The sequence below is a fragment of the Streptomyces sp. NPDC058741 genome (assembly GCF_042746715.1).
In the GTDB taxonomy this organism is placed as follows: Bacteria; Actinomycetota; Actinomycetes; order Streptomycetales; family Streptomycetaceae; genus Streptomyces.
In genome coordinates this window covers 165264-183287 of sequence record NZ_JBHYQH010000005.1, presented here as the reverse complement: position 1 = coordinate 183287, position 18024 = coordinate 165264, and the positions used below count along the sequence as shown (strand labels likewise).

General features: G+C 70.3%; 13 protein-coding genes and 1 tRNA gene. 4 read left to right on the top strand and 10 right to left on the bottom strand.

Features of this window, described 5'->3' with window-relative positions; translation table 11 throughout:
- Positions 1-99 precede the first annotated feature (99 nt).
- From rpmE to ACFW6P_RS06225, 10 genes are all read right to left on the bottom strand, one after another.
- On the bottom strand, positions 100-321 hold the full coding sequence (rpmE, locus tag ACFW6P_RS06270) for a 50S ribosomal protein L31 (protein WP_003992975.1): 222 nt from the start codon (positions 319-321) through the stop codon (positions 100-102).
- 185 nt (positions 322-506) lie between these two features.
- A complete protein-coding gene (locus ACFW6P_RS06265; RefSeq protein ID WP_386352227.1) occupies positions 507-1643 on the bottom strand; it encodes an LCP family protein in 1137 nt (378 codons plus the stop codon).
- Between the two features lie 208 nt (positions 1644-1851).
- Positions 1852-3639 carry a trypsin-like serine protease gene (locus ACFW6P_RS06260; RefSeq protein WP_386352224.1) on the bottom strand — a complete coding sequence of 596 codons (1788 nt, stop codon included), beginning with the start codon at positions 3637-3639 and terminating at the stop codon, positions 1852-1854.
- A 124-nt stretch (positions 3640-3763) separates the two neighbouring features.
- The gene (gene rho / locus ACFW6P_RS06255; RefSeq protein ID WP_386352221.1) at positions 3764-5791 is read right to left on the bottom strand and encodes a transcription termination factor Rho; all 2028 of its coding nucleotides are present in this window, start codon (positions 5789-5791) and stop codon (positions 3764-3766) included.
- A 402-nt stretch (positions 5792-6193) separates the two neighbouring features.
- A complete protein-coding gene (gene thrB / locus ACFW6P_RS06250; protein WP_386352220.1) occupies positions 6194-7123 on the bottom strand; it encodes a homoserine kinase in 930 nt (309 codons plus the stop codon).
- 362 nt (positions 7124-7485) lie between these two features.
- Complete coding sequence (gene thrC, locus ACFW6P_RS06245; protein ID WP_386352217.1) at positions 7486-8544, bottom strand: threonine synthase; 1059 nt, start codon at positions 8542-8544, stop codon at positions 7486-7488.
- Positions 8545-8550: 6 nt separating this feature from the next.
- The gene (locus ACFW6P_RS06240; RefSeq protein WP_386352215.1) at positions 8551-9843 is read right to left on the bottom strand and encodes a homoserine dehydrogenase; all 1293 of its coding nucleotides are present in this window, start codon (positions 9841-9843) and stop codon (positions 8551-8553) included.
- A 158-nt stretch (positions 9844-10001) separates the two neighbouring features.
- Positions 10002-11393 (bottom strand): diaminopimelate decarboxylase, encoded by a 1392-nt coding sequence (gene lysA / locus ACFW6P_RS06235; RefSeq protein WP_386423037.1) that lies wholly within the window; start codon positions 11391-11393, stop codon positions 10002-10004.
- A gap of 25 nt (positions 11394-11418) precedes the next feature.
- The gene (gene nrtL / locus ACFW6P_RS06230) at positions 11419-12537 is read right to left on the bottom strand and encodes an ArgS-related anticodon-binding protein NrtL (RefSeq protein WP_386423035.1); all 1119 of its coding nucleotides are present in this window, start codon (positions 12535-12537) and stop codon (positions 11419-11421) included.
- Positions 12538-12683: 146 nt separating this feature from the next.
- Positions 12684-13286 carry a response regulator gene (locus ACFW6P_RS06225; RefSeq protein ID WP_386352431.1) on the bottom strand — a complete coding sequence of 201 codons (603 nt, stop codon included), beginning with the start codon at positions 13284-13286 and terminating at the stop codon, positions 12684-12686.
- Between the two features lie 120 nt (positions 13287-13406).
- On the opposite strand from ACFW6P_RS06225, the gene ACFW6P_RS06220 reads away from it, so the two are divergent.
- From ACFW6P_RS06220 to ACFW6P_RS06205, 4 genes are all read left to right on the top strand, one after another.
- Positions 13407-13478: transfer RNA gene (locus ACFW6P_RS06220), tRNA-Arg, on the top strand.
- Positions 13479-14739: 1261 nt separating this feature from the next.
- Positions 14740-15381 carry a DUF4241 domain-containing protein gene (locus ACFW6P_RS06215; RefSeq protein ID WP_386352206.1) on the top strand — a complete coding sequence of 214 codons (642 nt, stop codon included), beginning with the start codon at positions 14740-14742 and terminating at the stop codon, positions 15379-15381.
- Between the two features lie 197 nt (positions 15382-15578).
- Entirely contained in the window at positions 15579-16352 is a 774-nt protein-coding gene (locus tag ACFW6P_RS06210; protein ID WP_149182621.1) for an NYN domain-containing protein, read from the top strand.
- A 614-nt stretch (positions 16353-16966) separates the two neighbouring features.
- On the top strand, positions 16967-17989 hold the full coding sequence (locus ACFW6P_RS06205) for a hypothetical protein (RefSeq protein WP_386352202.1): 1023 nt from the start codon (positions 16967-16969) through the stop codon (positions 17987-17989).
- Positions 17990-18024 lie beyond the last annotated feature (35 nt).

Sequence of the window (18024 nt, the reverse complement as noted above, 5' to 3'; positions counted from 1 at the left end):
CTCCTGTGTGCGGACGGGGGTGAAGGGCGGGCGACCAAAAACGCCGGTCCCGGAGCGCCCGGTGGGGGGCGCGTCCGCGGACCGGCGAAATGGGGCTCGCTACTTCTTGGAGCCGGCGGCCTTGCCGAAGCGGGCCTCGAAGCGGGCCACACGGCCACCGGTGTCGAGGATCTTCTGCTTGCCCGTGTAGAACGGGTGGCACTCGGAGCACACGTCGGCCCGGATGGTGCCGGACTCGATGGTGCTGCGCGTGGTGAACGACGCGCCGCAGGTGCAGCTGACCTGCGTCTCGACGTACTCGGGGTGGATGTCGCGCTTCAAGGTGTCTCCTAGGTTTCGGGAGGGCGCCGGGTCGCCGCCGCGGGATACGGGGGCGTGAACCGGAGCCGACGTACCAGTCTGCCAGGACTGGGGCCATCCCCCAAAACCGGGGGTTGCGGTCGTTTGTTCCCCGCGGGCGGCCGGGGTCCGCTCGCGCAGGTCCCGCGCCCACGGGGACGTACCCCCTACGGGGCGCTCACGACTCCCTTGGCCTCGCCCGCGGCCGTGCCCTTGGTGGCGCTCGCCGGGATCGGCTTGTCGTCCTGGAGCGCCTTCCAGATCCGGTCGGCCTTCTTCTTCTGCAGCAGGACGCGGTTGGGGTCGGCCGGGTCGTAGACGACCGGCATGGTGACCATGTGCATCCCGGAGGGACCGATGCCCTTGAGGCCGCCCGCGAAGGAGGCCAGCCTGTCGACGGAGCCGAGGTCGGAGTCGGCCGTGACCGTCTTCGTCGCGGTCTGGGCGAGGTCGTAGAGCTTCTTCGGGTCGGTGAAGACGCCGACGTCCTTGATCTGGGTGATCAGGGCCTTGATGAAGGCCTGCTGGAGCTGGATGCGGCCGAGGTCGGAGCCGTCGCCGACGCCGTGGCGGGTGCGGACCAGGCCGAGGGCCTGCTGACCGTCGAGTCTGTGGGTGCCGGCCTTGAGTTTGAGGTGGCTCTCGGGGTCGTCGATGTCCTCGGTCGTGGTGACGTCGACGCCGCCGAGGTCGTCGACGAGCTTCTGGAAGCCGGAGAAGTCGACCTCCAGGTAGTGGTCCATGCGCAGGTCCGTGATCGACTCGACGGTCTTCACGGCGCAGGCGGCGCCACCGGTGGAGTAGGCGGAGTTGAACATCGCGTCGCGCGCGGCGGGGTGCTCGTCGCCGTCGGTGTCCGTGCACGCGGGCCGGTCGATGAGGGTGTCGCGCGGGATGGAGACCACGCTGGCCTTCTTGTGGCCCTCGTAGAGGTGGACGATCATCGCCGTGTCCGAGCGGGCGCTGCCGTCGTCGGTGCCGCCGCCGAGCTTCCTGTTGCTGCCGGAGCGGGTGTCGGAGCCGAGGACCAGGATGTTCTCGGAGCCGTTGTCCGCCTTCTCGGGCCGGTCGGCGCCGAGGGCATGGTCGATGTCGACGCTCTTGAGGTTGCCGTTGAGCTTGAAGTACACGTACCCCACCCCGGTACCCCCGAGGACGACGATGCCCGCAGCGGTCCAGGCCGCGATCAGCAGGCCCTTGTGACGCTTGCGGGGCGTGCGGCGGCGGTCCGCGACGCGGCGGCCCGGGCCGTCGGTACCGCTGTCGCCCGGTATGCCCGGGCCCGGCGTGCTCTCGGCGGACATGTGCTCCTCAGCTCGTCTGCGTTCGGTTACCCCCTGCGGTGGGAGCCAGGCGTGGCCGGGTGGTGACCCTTCCTCCCACCATCGTCGCTCCACCCGGTCGGACGGAGAAACTCGGGAAAGGGTTGCACGACGCACTGTGCCCACCGCGTACGGCGGTGGGCACGGTGCGTGTGCGTCACGGCGAGGTGGACCTCGCTCACCTGCGGCTTCAGCCGAAGATGTCGTACTGCTTGAAATCGGTACCGACGGACATGCGTGTGGCGAAGATCTCGCTGGTCGCCTTGCCGGTGCCCGCGTACAGGTAGAGCGTGCCGCCGGGGGTGCGGGCCAGGAAGTCGGCCCTGCCGTCGCCGGTGACGTCACCGGGGGCGTCGAAGGCGTTGTAGCCGCTCCAGGTGCGCACCTTGATCCGGGCCGAGAAGGCGCCCGAGCCGGACTTGCCGGTGCCCTTGTAGAGGTACATGTAGCTGCCCGACGAGCTGCGGGCGATCAGGTCGGTCTTGCCGTCGCCGGTGAAGTCGCCCTTGCCGCGCACGGAGTTGTACTGGTTCCAGCCGGAGCCGACCTTGACCCGGGTGGCGAAGGTGCCGTTGCCCTGGCCCGGGTAGATCCACAGCACACCGGCGGAGTCGACCGACAGCAGGTCGGGCCGGTAGTCGCCGGTGACGTCACCCGGCGCGACGATGCGGGTGCGGGTCTTCCAGTTGTCGGCGATCTGCCGGGTGGACCAGGTGCCGCTGGAGATGACGTAGTGCGTCCAGAAGACGTCGCCGTCGCTGCTGCGCCGGTAGACCAGGTCCTGGTAGCCGTCGCGGTCCAGGTCGGTCTGCAGGACGACGTTGACGCCGCTCCAGTTGCCCCAGGACTCGCGGGCGGCGAACGAGGTGCCCTTGGAATCCTTGGAGTAGCCGGTCGTCGTCGCCGCGTTGCGCACCCACAGGTCGGCCTTGTGGTCGCCGCTGATGTTGGTGTCGTCCAGACGCGGGTAGGTGGCGCCGACGTACGAGCTGACCTTGCTGAAGACGCTGTAGGCGCCCTTGGCGACGCAGTCGGTCACGCCCCAGGACACGACCCCGACGATCCGGTTGTTCACGACCAGGGGGCCGCCGGAGTCGCCGTTGCAGGCGGAGACGGTGCCGGTGTCGCCGCCGGTGGCGGGCTTGCCCGCGCACACCATGTGGCCCTTGACGAAGTCCGTGCCGTAGTAGCCCGCGCAGGTGGTGTCGGACTGGATCGGCAGCGTGGCCGTCTTCAGCGTCTCGGAGACGGCGTCGCTGGTGGAGCTGGTGCGGCCCCAGCCGTAGACCTTGGCGCTGGTGCCGGCCTGGTAGGACGTGGTGTCGCCGGAGGTCGTCATGCGGATCGGCGTGGCCTTCACCGGGACGGGCAGGGTGAGCACCGCGATGTCGTTGTCGATGGTCGTCGCGCTGTACGACGGGTGGTTCCACTGCCGCCAGACGCCGGTGACGGTGCCGCCGTGCAGGTCGGTGCCGTCCGCGGAGGGCAGCTGCGAAGTGCCGGTGACGACGGCGCCGTTGCCGTTCCAGTCGTAGCCCTTGACGCAGTGCGCGGCCGTGAGGATCTTCGTCGGCGCGACCACGGCGCCGCCGCAGAAGAACCCGATGTCGTCGCCGGTGGCGGTGGTGCCCCGGTCGTCGTAGTAGTGGAGCTGCGCCATCCACGGGGCCGTGCCGATGGTCGTCTCGGTGCCGCCGATGACCATCGCGTCGATGCCGCCGTCGGTGGTGCCCGCGCTGAGCGAGGCCTTGCTGGTCTTCCCGGCGACGTCGTCACCGGCCATGGCGCCGGCGACGCGCTTCTCCAGCTCGGCGAGCGACGGCGAGCTGGTGGCGGACTTGAGCGCCGGCCGCGGCAGCGGGGTGGCGGCGCCGGCGGAGGTCGTCAGCAGCGCGGCCCCCACGGCCGCGGCCACCCCGGCCGCGGCGACGGGCAGCGCGATCCGTATCCGACGTCTGTGCCGACCGGCCCCAGGCATGGGTCTACCCACGTATGTCCCCCCTCGGGATCACAGGTTCGAAGAGAGCGTGATCCTACCGGCACACCGGCGGCACGAAGGGCCGCCCCCGTGCGGGGAGCGGCCCTGTCGTGCGGTGCCTGGCTCAGTCGCCGTTGCCGGGCGTCGGAGTCGTCTTCTGGATCTGCATCAGGAACTCGACGTTCGACTTCGTCTGCTTCATCTTGTCGAGGAGCAGCTCGATGGCCTGCTGCTGGTCGAGCGCGTGCAGCACCCGGCGCAGCTTCCAGACGACCGCCAGCTCCTCGTTGCCGAGCAGGATCTCCTCCTTGCGGGTACCGGACGCGTCCACGTCCACCGCCGGGAAGATGCGCTTGTCGGCGAGCTTCCGGTCGAGCTTGAGCTCCATGTTGCCGGTGCCCTTGAACTCCTCGAAGATCACCTCGTCCATGCGGGACCCGGTGTCCACCAGGGCGGTGGCGAGGATGGTCAGCGAGCCGCCGTCCTCGATGTTGCGGGCCGCACCGAAGAACCGCTTCGGCGGGTACAGGGCGGTCGAGTCGACACCGCCGGACAGGATGCGGCCGGAGGCCGGGGCGGCGAGGTTGTACGCACGGCCCAGACGGGTGATCGAGTCGAGCAGGACGACCACGTCGTGGCCCAGTTCCACCAGGCGCTTGGCGCGCTCGATGGCGAGCTCGGCGACCGTGGTGTGGTCCTCGGCGGGGCGGTCGAAGGTCGAGGAGATGACCTCGCCCTTGACCGACCGCTGCATGTCGGTGACCTCTTCCGGACGCTCGTCGACCAGGACGACCATCAGGTGGCACTCGGGGTTGTTGTGCGTGATCGCGTTGGCGACCGCCTGCATGATCATGGTCTTGCCGGTCTTCGGCGGGGCCACGATCAGACCGCGCTGACCCTTGCCGATCGGCGACACGAGGTCGATGATGCGGGTGGTGAGCACACCCGGGTCCGTCTCCAGACGGAGGCGGTCCTGCGGGTACAGCGGCGTCAGCTTGTTGAACTCCGGTCGGCCGCGGCCGTGTTCGGGCGCCATGCCGTTGACGGAGTCCAGGCGCACCAGCGCGTTGAACTTCTCGCGCCGCTCGCCCTCCTTGGGCTGGCGGACGGCACCGGTGATGTGGTCGCCCTTGCGCAGGCCGTTCTTGCGGACCTGGGCGAGGGAGACGTACACGTCGTTGGGGCCGGGCAGGTAGCCGGAGGTGCGGATGAAGGCGTAGTTGTCGAGGATGTCGAGGATGCCCGCGACGGGGATCAGGACGTCGTCGTCGGTGATCTGCGGCTCCTGCACCTCGTCGCGGCCACGGCGGCCACGGCGGTCGCGGTAGCGCCCGCGGCGGCCACGACGGCCGCCCTCGAAGTCGTCCGCGTCCTCGTCGGCCCGCGGTCCGCGGTCCTGGCGGCCGCCGGCCTGCTGGCCCTGCTGGCCGCGCTGGCCGCCGCCCTGCTGGTCGTCGCCCTTGCGGCGGTCGCGGTCCCTGCCCCGGCCGCGGTCGCGGTCACGGTCGCGACGACGGCCCTCGCCGCCGTCACCGGAGTCGGACTTGGCGTCGTTGTTCTGCGACTGCTGCTGCGCGGGCGCCTCGCCCTTGGACTCGTTCTTCGCCTCGGCGGCGACGGTCTCGGGAGCGGAAGAAGGGGATCCGGCGTCGGCCGTGGCACGGCGGCGACGGCGCTCGGACGGCGCGTCGTCCGCGCCGCGCTCGGCCTCGCCCGCGCGGGCGGTGCCCGGCTGGCCGGGGATCTCGATCTGCTGCTGAGCCGCGGCCTTGTCGGCGGGGGCCTCCGAGGCCGCCTTCGCGTCCGCCTTCTTCTCGGCCTGCTCACCGTTGTCGCCCGTACGGGTGCGGGAGGTCGCGCGGCGCTTCGGCTTGGTCTCGCCGGCGGCGTCGGCCTTCGCGGCCGGGGCGGCGCCGCCGGACGCCTGCGCTTCCTTGATGACCTCGATCAGCTGGCTCTTGCGCATCCGCGCGGTGCCCCTGATACCCAGGCCGGAGGCGACCTGTTGCAGCTCGGCCAGCACCATGCCCTCGAGGCCGGTACCACGGCGCCGCCGGGAGCCGGCACCGGTGGCAGGCGCGGAGGCGTCCGTGGCGGGCGCGGCAGCGGTCTCCTCGACACGTGCGCCCATCAGATCGGTGGTGTCGCTCACGAAGGGTCCTTCCCTGGAGCGGACGTCGGCCTGTCTGGCTCGGCGACCGGTTGTGCTGTCCGGCTTCGGTCCGTGTGGTGTGAACCGTGCCGGGGCGGTGGTCCGCCTGAACGGCGGAGGAATCTGGTGATGGCGCTTCCTTGAGCCGTGACACCCAGTGTCAGTGTCACGCGGCGTGGTCGCACCGGTTCCGGAGCGTGCCCTGCGAACCGCTCAGTGTCCTTGTACGGCGTACGGTCCGACGTACGGGACGCAGTGCGGCTTGGGGAGCTCCCGGAAGAATGTCTGTCCCGGACGGGGACACGAGGCACCTCGCCATGGTGGGGTCGGGTGCAGACTTGAGATTAACACTACCGGATCCAACAAACATTCCCCCTCTCGAAATCCGGCAACCGCGCGCTTTCACACGTCATGGGAGGTCGCGAGCGGCAGCACGCTCGCACCCTGCACGTCCAGGCCCAGCCGGTTCGCGGCCCAGTCGCCACCGGCCAGGGCCTCGACCTTGCCGGCGGTGCCCGCGTCGGCCAGCGCCATGACCGTCGGCCCCGCGCCGGAGATGACGGCCGGGATGCCCTCGGCCCGCAGCCGCTCCACGAGCGCCGCGCTCTCGGGCATGGCCGGGGCCCGGTACTCCTGGTGCAGACGGTCCTCGGTGGCCGGCAGCAGCAGTTCGGGACGCCGGGTCATGGCCTCGACCAGCAGGGCGGCCCGGCCGGCGTTGGTGGCCGCGTCGACATGCGGAACGGTGCGCGGGAGCAGCCCCCGCGCCGTCTCGGTGAGTACCGGCTTTCCGGGGACGAACACCACCGGAACGATGGAATCGGCGGGGTCCATCCTGATCGCGCGGGCCGCGCCGCCCTCCATCCAGGAGAGCGTGAAGCCGCCGAGCAGACACGCCGCGACGTTGTCGGGGTGTCCCTCGATCTCCGTGGCGAGCTCCAGCAGCACCGCGTCGTCGAGCTTGGCCTCGGCGCCTATGGTCACGGCCCGGGCGGCGACGATGCCGGCGCAGATGGCGGCCGAGGAGGAACCGAGGCCCCGGCCGTGCGGGATGCGGTTGGCGCAGACGATCTCCAGGCCGCGCGGCTGCCCGCCCAGCAGATCGAAGGCGGCGCGCAGGGAACGTACGAGAAGGTGCTGCTCGTCGCGCGGGAGCGTCTCGCTGCCCTCACCCGCGATGTCGATGTGCAGCCCGGAGTCGGCCACCCGGACGACCACGTCGTCGTACAGACCCAGCGCGAGGCCCAGGGCGTCGAAGCCCGGGCCGAGGTTGGCGCTGGTGGCGGGGACGCGCACCCGGACGGCGGCGGCGCGGAACGCTGGACCGGCCATCGCTCGATGACTCTCCTTGAGCTGCGAAATTGTCGAATGACGTTCGATGGACATTCGATGGTGTACGAGAACCCTCGGGGCCGCTGCCGACCGGACGGGCCGGCCGCTGTCCCGGCCGCGGAGACGGCGCGGCACCGCGTTCCGGGCGGAGGCATATGCGGCGGGCGGGTTCAGTACAGCCTATCGAAGGAAGGTTCCGCGGCGACATAGGGCGCACAGGAGGCGCACGATGCGTGTCGTAAGCCCCCTGTGCATCCGCCGTAGGGATCATCCCCGGTCGAGCGCCGTCTTACGCCGGACCGTGCCGGGCATGTCCCCGGCGCTGGGCGTGTCGACGCACGTCAGGACGGCCCCGGGCGCCCTCAGGCGAGACCCAGGCGCTCCGCCGCGGCCGCCGCGTCGACGGGGACGGTGACCGGCTGCGGGGCTCCGGCGACCGCCCAGTCGGGGTCCTTCAGGCCGTTGCCGGTGACCGTGCAGACGATCCGCTGGCCCGGGTCGACCTTGCCCTGCTCGGCGGCCTTCAGCAGACCGGCCACCGACGCCGCGGACGCGGGCTCGACGAAGACGCCCTCCTGCGCGGCCAACAGCCGGTAGGCGCGGAGGATCTCACGGTCCGTCACCTCGTCGATGAGACCGCCCGACTCGTCGCGCGCGGCGAGCGCGTAGCTCCACGAGGCCGGGTTTCCGATGCGGATGGCGGTGGCGATGGTCGAGGGGTCCTTGACGATCTCGCCGCGCACGATCGGGGCGCTGCCGGAGGCCTGGAAGCCCCACATCCGGGGCGTCCGGGAGGCGACGCCGTCGGCGGCGTACTCCCGGTAGCCCTTCCAGTAGGCCGTGATGTTGCCCGCGTTGCCGACTGGCAGGACGTGGATGTCGGGCGCGTCGCCGAGCATGTCCACGATCTCGAACGCGGCCGTCTTCTGCCCTTCGATACGTACCGGGTTGACCGAATTGACCAGCGCCACCGGGTAGTTGTCGCTCAGGGCGCGGGCGAGGGTGAGGCAGTCGTCGAAGTTGCCGTCGACCTGGAGGATCCTCGCGCCGTGCACGAGGGCCTGGCCCATCTTGCCGAGCGCGATCTTGCCCTGCGGCACGAGCACGGCGCAGACCATCCCGGCCCGCACCGCGTACGCGGCGGCGGAGGCGGAGGTGTTGCCGGTGGAGGCGCAGATGACGGCCTTCGCGCCCTCCTCCTTGGCCCGCGTGATGGCCATGGTCATGCCGCGGTCCTTGAAGGAACCGGTCGGGTTGGCGCCCTCCACCTTGAGGTGGACCTCGCAGCCCGTGCGCTCGGAGAGCACCTGCGCGGGCACGAGGGGCGTACCGCCCTCACGGAGCGTCACGACCGGCGTGCTGTCGGATACCGGCAGCCGGTCCCGGTACTCCTCGATGATTCCGCGCCACTGGTGGGTCATTGCTGGTTACTCTCCTTCAACCCGCATGATGCTGGCGACACCACGCACGGTGTCGAGCTTGCGCAACGCCTCGACGGTCCCGGTGAGGGCCGCGTCGGACGCGCGGTGCGTGACGACGACGAGGGAGGCCTCGCCGTCCTTCCCCGACTGGCGAACCGTGTCGATCGAGACTCCGTGCTCGGCGAAGACGGTGGCGACCTGGGCGAGAACACCCGGTTTGTCGGCCACGTCGAGGCTGATGTGGTAGCGCGTGACGACGTCGCCCATCGGGGACACCGGCAGGGCGGCGTAGGCGGACTCACCCGGTCCGGTCGCGCCGTCGAGCCGGTTGCGGCAGACGGCGACCAGGTCGCCGAGGACGGCCGAGGCCGTCGGGGAACCGCCCGCTCCGGGGCCGTAGAACATGAGCTGCCCGGCGGCGTCGGACTCGACGAACACCGCGTTGTAGGCGCCGCGCACGGAGGCCAGCGGGTGGCTCAGCGGGATCATCGCCGGGTGCACGCGCGCGGTGACGGACCCGCCGTCCGCGGCCCGCTCGCAGATGGCGAGCAGCTTGATGGTGCAGCCCATCCCCTTGGCGGAGGCGAAGTCGGCGGCGGTCACCTCGGTCATGCCCTCCCGGTAGACGTCGTCGAGGCGCACGCGTGTGTGGAAGGCGATGCCGGCGAGGATCGCGGCCTTGGCGGCGGCGTCGAAGCCCTCGACGTCGGCGGTCGGGTCCGCCTCGGCGTACCCGAGGGCGGTGGCCTCGTCGAGGGCCTCCTGGTAGCCGGCGCCTGTGGAGTCCATCTTGTCGAGGATGAAGTTGGTGGTGCCGTTGACGATGCCCATCACCCGGTTGATCTTGTCGCCGGCGAGGGACTCGCGCAGCGGCCGGATCAGCGGGATGGCACCGGCGACGGCGGCCTCGTAGTAGAGGTCCTTGCCGTGCTCCCCGGCGGCGGCGTGCAGGGCGGCGCCGTCCTGGGCGAGCAGCGCCTTGTTGGCGGAGACGACGGAGGCGCCGTGCTCGAAGGCGGCGGTGATGAGGGTGCGCGCGGGCTCGATGCCGCCGATCACCTCCACCACGACGTCGATGTCGCCGCGTTTGACGAGGGCGGTGGCGTCCGTGGTGACGAGGGCGGGGTCGATGCCCTCGCGGACCTTGTCGGGCCTGCGCACGGCCACGCCCGCCAGCTCCACCGGGGCGCCGATGCGGGCCGTGAGGTCGTCGGCGTGCGTCGTCATGATGCGCGCCACCTCTGAGCCGACCACTCCACAGCCCAGCAGCGCCACCTTCAGCGGACGCGTACGCATCATCCGACCTCGTTTCCTCATGACCGTCTACGGTGCAACCAGTCTCACCCACCGAACGGGACTTTCTGCCCCTGGTCCGGATCGTGAGATGTCTATTTCATTTGTACGCGGGTGGAGGACAGGAGATCTTCCACCCGCTCCCGCCGGCCGCCCGGCGTCCCTCAGCCGACGTCCAGACGCAGGAGGTCCTCCTCCGTCTCCCGGCGGACGATGACCCGCGCCTCGCGGTCGCGCACGGCCACGACCGGCGGCCGCAGCACGTGGTTGTAGTTGCTGGCCATGGACCGGCAGTAGGCGCCCGTGGCGGGCACGGCGAGGAGGTCACCCGGTGCCAGGTCGGCCGGCAGGAACGCGTCCTTCACCACGATGTCCCCGCTCTCGCAGTGCTTGCCGACGACCCGGGCGAGCATCGGCGCGGCGTCGGAGGTGCGGGAGACCAGCGCCACGCTGTACTCGGCGTCGTAGAGCGCGGTACGGATGTTGTCCGACATGCCGCCGTCGACGGAGACGTAGGTGCGCAGCCCGTCGAGGGGCTTGGTGGTGCCGACCTCGTAGAGCGTGAAGGCGGTCGGGCCGACGATGGCACGCCCCGGCTCGACGGAGATGCGGGGCGTGCGCAGCCTGGCCGCCTCGCACTCGCGGCCGACGATCTCGCTGAGCGCCTTGGCGATCTCGTGCGGCTCGCGGGGGTCGTCGTCACTGGTGTACGCGATCCCGAGCCCGCCGCCGAGGTCGATCTCCGGCAGCTCGATCCCGTGCTCGTCGCGGATGTCCTTCAACAGGCCGACCACCCGGTGCGCGGCGACCTCGAACCCGGACATGTCGAAGATCTGCGACCCGATGTGGCTGTGGATGCCGACGAGCTCCAGACCGTCGAGCTGCAGCGCCCGCCGCACGGCCTCGGCGGCCTGACCACCGGCCAGCGGAATGCCGAACTTCTGGTCCTCGTGGGCCGTGGCGATGAACTCGTGGGTGTGGGCCTCCACACCCACGGTGATCCGGATGAGGACCTTCTGCCGCCTGCCCAGGCCCTGCGCGATGTGGGCGACGCGCACGATCTCCTGGAAGGAGTCGAGCACGATGTGTCCGACCCCGGCCTCGACGGCCCGGGTGATCTCCTCGACGGACTTGTTGTTGCCGTGGAAGGCGACGCGCTCGGCGGGCATGCCGGCGGACAGCGCGGTGCCCAGCTCACCGCCGGAGCACACGTCCACGTTCAGCCCCTCCTCGTGCAGCCAGCGCACGACGGCACGGGAGAGGAACGCCTTGCCGGCGTAGTAGACGTCGGCATCGGTCCCGAAGGCGGTGCGCCACGCCCGCGCGCGGGCCCGGAAGTCGGTCTCGTCCAGGACGTACGCCGGGGTGCCGAACTCCTCGGCGAGCCGCGTGACCGGGATGCCCCCGACGGTGAGGACACCGTCCTCGTCACGCGTGACGGTTTGCGCCCACACCTTGGGGTCGAGCGCGTTGAGGTCGGCGGGCGGGGCGGAGTAGTGCCCCTCGGGCAGGACATCGGCGTGACGGGGCCCGGCGGGATGTGCGGAACGGCTCATGGTTTCGTGTGCCTCTTCTTGGCTCTCAGAGGTGTTCGGGTGCGTCGATGCCGAGCAGGGACAGGCCACCGGCCAGCACCGCCCCGGCGGCTTCGGCGAGCGCGAGCCGGGCACGATGGGCGGCCGAGGGTTTGTCCTCCCCGACGGGCAGCACGGCGGACAGCAGCGGCAGCGTGGCATCGGCGACGGCGACCAGATGCCGGGCGAGACGGTCGGGGCTGCGGTGGGTGGCGGTGGCGGCCAGGATCCGGGGGTGGTCGGCGAGGAGGGGGAGCAGGACGGGGGTGTTTGTGTCGGGTGCGGGGCTGGAGAGCGGTGGGGGGGTGTGAGTGTTGGGTACGGGGCCGGGCTCGGGGTGGAGGCCGAGGTCGTCGGCGTTGCGCAGGAGGGCCCGGGTGCGGGCGTGGGCGTACCGGACGCGGAAGAGGGGGTTGGCCTCCCGCTGGACCAGGTGATCGGCGGTGATCCGGGGACGGTCGTGGGGAGCGGGGTGCAGCAGGGCCCAGCGTGCGGCGTCACGGCCGAGGGGGACCGGATCGGCCGGGGCGGGAACGGGCCGCAGATCGATCCGCAGGTCGGCGAAGGTACGGGACCCGCGGCCGGTGAAGTCCACGTGCTCTCGGCCGCTGAAGTCCACGCCGAGGACGGACTCCCACTCCGCCTCCGCAGGGAGCCCGCCGGTGCACTCGACCCGGACGAAGTCGCCCTGACTGCGCAGCGCACGGGCGAGGGCGTCCGCCGTCACGACGGCCCGGACCTCCGCCGGGCACCGCATGTGGGCGATGTTCCCGCTGAACCCGACGGCGTGCCCGTAGCGCCGCCCGCGCCGCAGGATCTCCTCGACCAGGCCGACGGAGGCGTCGCTCTCCAGGCTGAGGTTGAGAAACCCGGGCCCGGTGACGACGACGTCCCTGACGCACCACTCGTCGAGCAGCCGCGCGCGAAGGATCTCGGCGACGTGCTGGGCCGGCTGCCCCGCGGGGCGGGCCAGCTGGAGGGCGACATTGGTGGCGTAGTCACCACACCCTCCGGGCGCGGGTGGAGTCACCACGGCCCGCTCCGGCACGGTCACGTTGAGCACCCCGTCGTCGACAGCGCGACGCACGGCGTGCAGCACGGTGCGGGAGAGCTCGGCGGGGGTCACGGGCACCAGCGTATGGGAGGAGGGGGGTGGGAACGCGAGCCGGTTTGGAGGAGGGTCCGAGATGTGGACGGGTGGGGTGGACGAGGTGGAGTGGTGCGTGGAACTACTGGAGCGGCGGCCGGCTGACGGACGGCGCGTACGTGCAACTAGGGCAGGACGGGCTGGTCGAGCGGCGGTGCGTCGCCACCGGCAAAAGTGGGCGCTTGGCCACCGGCAGAGGCTATGGATTCCGACGGATCAGTCGGGGCGGCAACCGCTGCGTGGCTTCCGCTGCCGCTGTCGTCACCGCCCTCGGCATCGCCGCCCTCCTGCCGCCCACCCCGCCGTGCCCGCTCCAGCAACTGCTGCACCATGAGGACCAGTTCGGCCGGCTCGAAGGGCTTGGACAGGAAGGCGTCCACCCCGACCTCGAGCCCGGCCTCGACCTCGGGGTGACTGCACGCGCTGACGATCGCCAGGGGCAGGTCCCGGGTCAGCGGGTCGGCTCGCAGCCGGGCGGCGGTCCTGAGCCCGTCGAGCCGGGGCATGACCACGTCGAGGGTCACGACATCAGGCCGTACCTGACGAACGACATCTAGACACTCGGCACCATCAGCCGCGGTCACGACCTCCAGCCCCTCAAGCTCGAGGTTGACCCTGATCAGCTGCCGGATGACCTTGTTGTCGTCCACAACAAGCACCCGGCCCGACGCGCCTGGCACAACTCGAGAGTAGGTCGACCCCGGCCACCGCGTCCGGGTTTTCCCCACTTCCACCCCGCACGAGGGACTCACACCCCCTCCCCGGCAGCGGAAACCCGTTCATGACCACCTCGAGGGAGCTGGTAGTGTTCTACCCGTCGCCGCGAGCAACAGCTCTCCGGCCGACACGCCCCCGTAGCTCAGGGGATAGAGCAACGGCCTCCGGAGCCGTGTGCGCAGGTTCGAATCCTGCCGGGGGCACTCCGGGAAAGAACTCCTGACCTGCAGAAATACAGGTCGGGAGTTTTTGCGTTCACATCAAAACGCACACGGTCTTTTGACCGTTGCTCTTTTCGAGGAAGGCGCTGCGCCACGGCTTGTGGATAACCCATTCCACAGGTCGATTTCCGCAGGTCAACGACTCACCGCTAGGCATTCAGCGACCTCGCTCCCCAGCAAATGTCGGCCGAGCCGCGTCGCGGGAACCATGGGGTCGCTTTCCTTCGAACATCGCGCATGGCCTGCCTTTATGTGACTGACGGCACATGGAAACGCAAACGGTCTGGTGGGTCGTTGCCGCTTCGGCTTGGAGTGTTGACAGCAGCCTCACAGGGCGCGAGTCGAGCCATTCGTCACTCCAGCGCTGCAGTAGATCCCGCCGCGTATAGGAGGGCCTGTCCCCATGGCTTCGTATGTTGGCAACGGCGGAAGAGTAACGACCGGCACGGACACGCCAGGGCCGGACTTCGCACCCGACGGATCCGCAGCAAGCAAGGCGGACACCCAGCCGGCGCCACGGTGCGCCTGCACCGATGCACCGCGTGGCCGGAAGACGCGAGCACGGCTGTGACAGGGCCGCCCTCCCCGGCGCTGAGATCAGCGTGATCATTGACGTGACGTACGGGGAGGGCTGGGACGCCGCCTCCCGCATGGTCCTTGGTCCCATCAGCCGGGAGCACGCCGCGAACCGGGACGCTACGGGCGAGCGGTACGCCGTGGTGCTGCGCGAGCGAGGGCGCCCGCAGCCGGTCGCCGTGCTGACCATCGCCTGGGCGCACGACTACCTGGGCGTGTGGGCGTACGACGATCAGGGCCGTCGCACCCGTGAACTCGATCTGCGCCGCTTGGAACCCGATCGGCTCCTCCTCCGCCACATCGCTCAGTGGAGGTACGACAGCGACGACATGGCGGAGTTCGCAGACCGCGCGGGGCGCGTGCTCATCGACCTCTACCCGGACGGCAGGGGCCGGAAGGTGTCCGAACCGAAGGGGATCGGGGCGGCTCGCTGCACACCCTGGCCGATGTTCCGGACGAAAAGCGCTGGGCGCCAGCTCCCGCATTTGGCGACTGGGCGTGGGCGGTGGCCATGGCGACCGACGGGCACGTATCCGGCGTCTCCCTGCGGGACGCACCGGTACAACGTCCTCCCCAGGACGGTCCGGCGGAAGACCGGGAGCACGGTCATGCCACCGCCCCCGGGTGGTGTCCGCCCAGCCCCCTGCGCCCGAGCTACCTCGACGAGATGTTCACGCCCGGCACCCGCTTCACCCCACCGGACACCCAGGCCACCGGCCCGTATGTCGTCGAGCGCGTCGTCGACGCAGGATCGCTACGGCTGCCGACCGGTCGGATCGTCGCCTGCGATCCGGGTTGGCTGGATCCCGGCGAGCCGTTCACGGTGGCCGTACCGCCCGGCAGCTACCGCATGCAGATCGCGACTGCGGCCTACCGGACCGAGCACTGGGGCAAGACACTGGACATGCAGGATTTCACCGCCGCGCGCATCCTCATCTCCGGCAAACCCACGGCGACTTGGGAGCTGGCGCTGCGTCTCGGGGAGGACCCGCGGACGCTGCGCGACGGCGAGTTCTACGGATTCGGCGTGGACACAGGCGCCGGCTGCTTCGTCGACGCCGCGGCGGCCGACAGGCTCACCGGCGGAGAGAACACTGTCCCGGACGACGACAGCCCCGACGGCATCGTCGTCCTCGACGACCCGGAGTCCGGCGGCAACCTCATCGTCTACCCAAGCGGCATGGGAGACGGCTCCTACCCGGTGTGGATCGGCCGGGACGCCGACGGGGAGGTCACGTGCCTCGTCGCCGACATGCTGATCCTGCGCCATCAGGAACTGCTGCCGAACCGATCTCAGCAGGACTCGTAGCGGAACTCGCCGGCGCCTCGGCGCGACGGACCGTCGGGCACCCCTCAGGCTCGCGTAGCTCTGGAAACAGTGGCCGTCGACGTAACGGGCGGTCGAAAAGGGCTGGTGCGGTTCCCTGCGCCGCAGGGCGTTGGGCTTGGCTTGGACTCGGTGACTCCTCCGCGACTGCGAGATCGTCTGCGCTACCGTCGGGTGCTGTGGAGAGCACTGCGAAACTGGCGGTATTGATCGACGCCGACAACGCCAAGCCCTCGGCTCTGGAGGAGCTGCTGGCAGAGGTCGCCAAGTACGGCACCGCGCACGTCAAGCGGGCCTACGGCGACTGGACCGGAACTCAGCTGAAGGGCTGGAAGGACCAGTTGCTCGCCCAGTCGATCCAGCCGATCCAGCAGTTCGCCTACACCACCGGAAAGAACGCCACCGACTCCGCCATGGTCATAGACGCCATGGACCTGCTGTACTCGGGGCGCTTCGACGGGTTCTGCATCGTCTCCAGCGACAGCGACTTCACCCGCCTCGCGGCCCGCATCCGCGAGTCCGGCCTGACTGTATACGGATTCGGAGAACGCAAGACCCCTAAGCCGTTCGTCGCGGCGTGCGACAAGTTCCTTTACATCGAGAATCTCAAGAGCGCCACCGCCCCGGCTGAGGCGAAACCGGCCGCGCGAGCCACGGCGGTCAAGCTGAAGGGCGACACCGCGCTGGTCAACCTCCTTCGTCAAGCAGTGGAGGCAGCCTCCGACGACGACGGCTGGGCCCACCTCGCGAACGTCGGCCACATCATCACCAAGCAGCGCTCCGACTTCGACTCCCGCACGTACGGCTACACCAAGCTGAGCGACCTCCTGGCCGCCACCACTCTGTTCGAGATGGACCGCCGCACACCCGGCGGCGGAAAGACTGCCGTCATATACGCTCGCGACAAGCGCCACACCGGCAACGGTCCCAAGGAGACAGTGTCAGGGGACTGATCTTCCGGCGCTGCTCAAACCCCTGTTGCCGCCCGCGGCATCCGGGTCGACCGACCGGCACACCAGTCGCAGAACGTCACAAATCACCAGTTCGGTGACAGCTTCGCACCCGGCCTCTGATACCGGACGTTGGTCCGGTGGTGCCTCGCACGGGGCGAGAGCCACCGGCTCGTCCACGCTGGGGGAAGGCGCCGATTTTGAGAGGGCGCGATGACGTTCGCTCAGCCGTCGCGCCAACCGGGACCACCGCGGCGGCGCGCCGAAGCTCGACTATGTCATGGCCACGCGGGGAAGGCAGGTGACGGGGGAGAGCACCTACCTGCCTCGGATACGGGCGTACCCGCTAACGAGGGGAGGAACGGGCATCACGGGACCTTTGCATACGGTCCACCTGCTCCAGCGTCCCGGCCGCCCGAAGCGTCACACCCCCGCACTCCCGTGTCCGCCGGATCGGGGTCGGCCATCCGCACCGGTTTCTTGGGCCGCAGCCTGTTGCCTCCGGAGCGGGAAGGCCCGGAGTCTGGGTCTGCCGCCATGTGTCCGCATCGTCTCCTGTCCGACGGTTCGTCCATGACCAGGGCCCACTGTCAGTGCCCGGCGGCACAATCGACCTCATGCGCGACCACCGCAACTTCAGAATGGCCGAGGGCGCAGAAATCGTCGGCCGCCAACGTGATGCGTACGAGATGCGGATCAGCATCCCGCTCGACGAAGACGGCTTCCTCGGACGCCAGTGCCCGGCCTGCTCGCTGCTCTTCCGCATGGACGCGCAGCAGTACGAGGCGCTGCCCGACGACCTCACCCTGTGGTGCGTCTACTGCGGCCACCACGCCGAGCACTCCGAGTTCGTGACCGCCCAGCAGCGCGAACGCCTCATGCAGGCCGTGGGCGACCTCGGCATGCAGATCGTGAGCCGGGAACTGAACCGCGCCTTCAGCGGCCTGTCCCGCCGAAGCTCCCGAGGGAGCGGGGTGTCAATCACCTATCGGTCGCAGCCCTACTACCCCCGTCCCCTGCCAGGCATCAGCGAAGAACGCCTCGCCCGCATCCGCACCTGCCCCGGCTGCCAGGGCCGGTATGCGGTCTTCGGGGAACACCGGTACTGCCCAGTCTGCGGACAACTCCCCGCCGGCTCCGTGGCGTTCGACGCCCTCGAGGCCGACAAGGCGCGACTGGACGCCTTGGAGGCCCTACCGCCCGAAGCCAAAGCGCCGCTGCGCGAGCAAGGGGTCTTCACCCGCAACTGGGTGGACACCATCGAGAACATGGTGGGCGCCGTCGAGTCGCTTGCCTCCGCCACCTTCCGCGCGGCCATGCCCAATGCGGAGGACCACCTCAAGGGCAAGGGCAACGTCTTCCAGCGTCTCGACGACACAGCGGACCTGTTCGTCGCCACCGGACACGCGGACATCCGCACCGCTGTCGGGCCCGCGACCTGGCAGCGGCTGACGGAGACCTGGGCGACCCGCCACGTCTTCACGCACAACGACGGGGTCGTGGACGCGCGATACCTGGCCAGAGTCCCCGCGTCCACTGCCCGCGTCGGGCAGCGCCTCGTCGTCACCGGCGAAATGTGCCGCCAGGCGCTCGACGACACCACCACCCTCTGCGAAGCCCTCGTGGCGCTCGCACCCTGACGAATGCGAAGGTGCAGCGATGGACACTGGGGTGG